Source organism: Achromobacter semiaridum (assembly GCF_053543755.1).
In genome coordinates this window covers 2,534-5,389 of sequence record NZ_JBLVOL010000111.1, presented here as the reverse complement: position 1 = coordinate 5,389, position 2,856 = coordinate 2,534, and the positions used below count along the sequence as shown (strand labels likewise).

Below are 2,856 nucleotides of genomic sequence, written 5' to 3'. Positions count from 1 at the left end.
CCCCTTGCTGATCCGGCGCGGGCTGGCCGCCCTGGCCCGCGCCGCCGCGCTGGGCGGGCTGCCCGGCCCTTACGTCCTGCAAGCCGAGCTTGCCGCCTGCCACGCGCGCGCGGCTACGCCCGACGACACCGACTGGCCGCGCATCGTTGCGCTATACGACGCGCTGGTGCTGTTGGTGCCCTCACCCGTGGTCGCGCTGAACCGCGCCGTGGCCGTGGGCATGGCGTTCGGGCCGCAGGCGGCGCTGGACTTGGTCGACGCCCTGGCCGGCGAGCCCGCGCTGGCCAACTATCACTGGCTGCCCAGCGTACGCGGCGATCTGCTGGCCAGATTAGGCCGCAACGCCGAAGCGCACGAGCAATTCGAGCGCGCGGCCGGCATGACCCGCAACGCTCGCGAACGCGAACTGTTGTTGGGACGAGCGAAAGCGATGCTGGGGTAGCGGGTTGAACTTGGACTCGGGTTGGGTTTGGGTTTGGGTTTGGGTTTGGGTTTGGGGTTGGGGTTGGGTTTGGGTTCGGGCTTCAGCCCGGGTACCCGCCCTGGCCCCCGACGTGCCCCCGCGTCAAACGATTCCGGACCGTGCTTAAATCCGAACCATGGCTTCCCCGCTCGCCGCCTCCCCCTCTTCCCCCGCCCCTGAGGCCCCCGCGCTGACGGGCGTGCCGGCAGCGTTCGATCATCCCAATGACCGCGCCGAATTCCGCCGCGCCGCGCATCAGCCCGGCGTGGAGCTGTACCGCGCGCACATCATCCGCCACGCCTTCGAACCACACACGCACGAAGCCTTTGGGCTGGGCGCCATCGAATCCGGCGTCGAACGCTTCCGGTATCGCGGGGCGGACCACCTGGCGCCTTCGGGCTCGGTCGTGTTGATGAACCCTGACGAGCTGCACACCGGTCGCGCCGAAACGGTGGGTGGCTGGCGCTATCGCATGGTGTACATCGACGCCGACGTGGTGGCGCGGGTGTCCGGCGAAAGCGGCTGGTGGTTCAACACGGCCGTCGGCCATGACGCAGCCAGCGCGCGGCGCGTCACTGCCCTGCTTGACCGTTTATGGCAGACACATGAACCGCTGGCTTTTGACAGCGCGCTGTATACGTTGGTCCATGAGTTCCGCCGTCATGCTCGAGTGCCGCGCGATGCGCCCACCGAGGGCGCGCCGCGTTTTGCGCCCGTCATCGACTACCTGCGGGCAAACCTGTCGCGCCGCTTGACGCTGGACGAACTGGCGGCGGTAGCGGAACTGAGCCCCTTTCATTTTCTGCGACGCTTCCAGTCGCACTATCACGCCACGCCCCAACAAATGCTGATGGCGCTGCGGCTGTTCGAAGCCAAGCGCCTGTTGGCGGACGGCATTGCGCCGGCGCAGGTGGCGCTGGCGGCGGGCTTGACCGACCAGGCGCATTTGACGCGGGCATTTTCACACCGCTATGGTGTGACGCCCGCCCGCTATCAGAAGCAGGTGCGCCGATAGGCTGGCGCGCGCCCACGTTCGAAGCCCCGACAGGATAAGGGCCGCCGCAAGCTCCCAGCAGATGCGCGCGCAGGCGCCGCCCACTCCGCAATTTGGTACAAGATTTGCCGGCCCGTCCTTGGCTAGACTGCCCCCATCGATACGCAGGAGAGCAAGGCATGTGGGCAGGAACCCTTTACGCGCTGGCCGCGGGCTTGATGTGGGGGCTGGTTTTCGTGGGGCCGTTGTTGCTGCCGGAATATCCGGCCGCGCTGCAATCGGTGGCGCGCTACCTGGCCTTTGGCCTGATTGCGCTGCCGCTGGCGTGGCTGGACCGCCACCGGCTGCGGCAACTGCGGCGTGCCGACTGGATCGAGGCGCTGAAACTGGCCGCCATCGGCAACCTGCTGTACTACCTGTGCCTGGCCAGCGCCATCCAACGCGCTGGCGGCCCCGTGCCGACGATGATCATCGGCACGCTGCCGGTCGTGATTGCCGTGTGCGCCAACCTTCGGAACGCGCGCCGCGACGGCAAGCTGCCGTGGAAGCGCCTGGCCCCCTCGCTGGCCTTGATTGCGTTCGGCATCGGTTGCGTCAACCAGGTAGAGCTGCAAGCGTTGCGCCAAAACACGGATGCCGACTTGTCGCGCTACGCCGTGGGCGCCCTGCTGGCGCTGGTGGCCGTTGCCTGCTGGACCTGGTATCCGCTGCGCAATGCCGACTGGCTGCGGGCGCACCCCGACCGCAGTCCCAGCACCTGGGCCACCGCGCAAGGATTGGCGACGTTGCCACTGGCGCTGGCTGGCTACGGGTTGCTGTGGATCGGCATGGCCGCCACCGGCGGCGGCTTTGACATGCCGCTGGGCCCCAACCCCGAACGCTTTCTGGGCTTGATGATTGCCATCGGGCTGTTCGCCTCCTGGCTGGGCACGCTGTGCTGGAACGAAGCCAGCCAGCGCTTGCCCACCGCGCTGGCCGGCCAGCTGATCGTCTTTGAAACGCTGGCCGCGTTGGCGTACGCCTTCATCCTGCGCGGCACGATGCCGCAGCCGCTGACAATGGTGGGCATCGCGTGCCTGGTGGTGGGCGTGTTGCGCGCGGTGCGCGTCAAGCCGGTGCCGGTTCCCGTGGCGCTATAGCGGGTCCGGCACGCTTGCAGGGTGGCCGCGACGCCATCGGGGATCGGGCCGACGTGCGTGTGGCCGTGCCGCTATAGCAGATCCGGCAGCTGGCTCAGATCGTCGATGACGGCAAACGCGCCTTCGTCCAGCAGGCGCTGGCGCTGGTCCGGCCCGTTGTGCGACGCGCCCACGTAGCCCACCGCCCGCATGCGCGCGGCGCGGGCGGCGCGTACGCCGGGCACGCTGTCTTCTACCACCACGCAGTCCAGAACCGGGGG

At 68.6% G+C, this 2,856-nt stretch carries 2 protein-coding genes and 2 pseudogenes; 3 read left to right on the top strand and 1 reads right to left on the bottom strand.

Features of this window, described 5'->3' with window-relative positions:
* The 3 genes and pseudogenes from ACNPP0_RS24235 to ACNPP0_RS24225 form a co-directional block, all read left to right on the top strand.
* A pseudogene (locus ACNPP0_RS24235) lies at positions 1-442 on the top strand (RNA polymerase subunit sigma-24); the annotation flags it as partial.
* 157 nt (positions 443-599) lie between these two features.
* Positions 600-1,478 (top strand): AraC family transcriptional regulator, encoded by an 879-nt coding sequence (locus ACNPP0_RS24230; protein WP_448707231.1) that lies wholly within the window; start codon positions 600-602, stop codon positions 1,476-1,478.
* A 158-nt stretch (positions 1,479-1,636) separates the two neighbouring features.
* Entirely contained in the window at positions 1,637-2,596 is a 960-nt protein-coding gene (locus tag ACNPP0_RS24225; RefSeq protein WP_332607853.1) for a DMT family transporter, read from the top strand.
* Positions 2,597-2,667: 71 nt separating this feature from the next.
* Here the strand turns inward: ACNPP0_RS24225 and ACNPP0_RS24220 are convergent.
* A pseudogene (locus ACNPP0_RS24220) lies at positions 2,668-2,856 on the bottom strand (HAD family hydrolase); the annotation flags it as partial.

Bases quoted from the DNA above. Each gene is read 5' to 3' on its own strand.
- ACNPP0_RS24230 (WP_448707231.1), top strand. From the start codon at position 600: ATGGCTTCCCCGCTCGCCGCCTCCCCCTCTTCCCCCGCCCCTGAGGCC.
- ACNPP0_RS24225 (WP_332607853.1), top strand. From the start codon at position 1,637: ATGTGGGCAGGAACCCTTTACGCGCTGGCCGCGGGCTTGATGTGGGGG.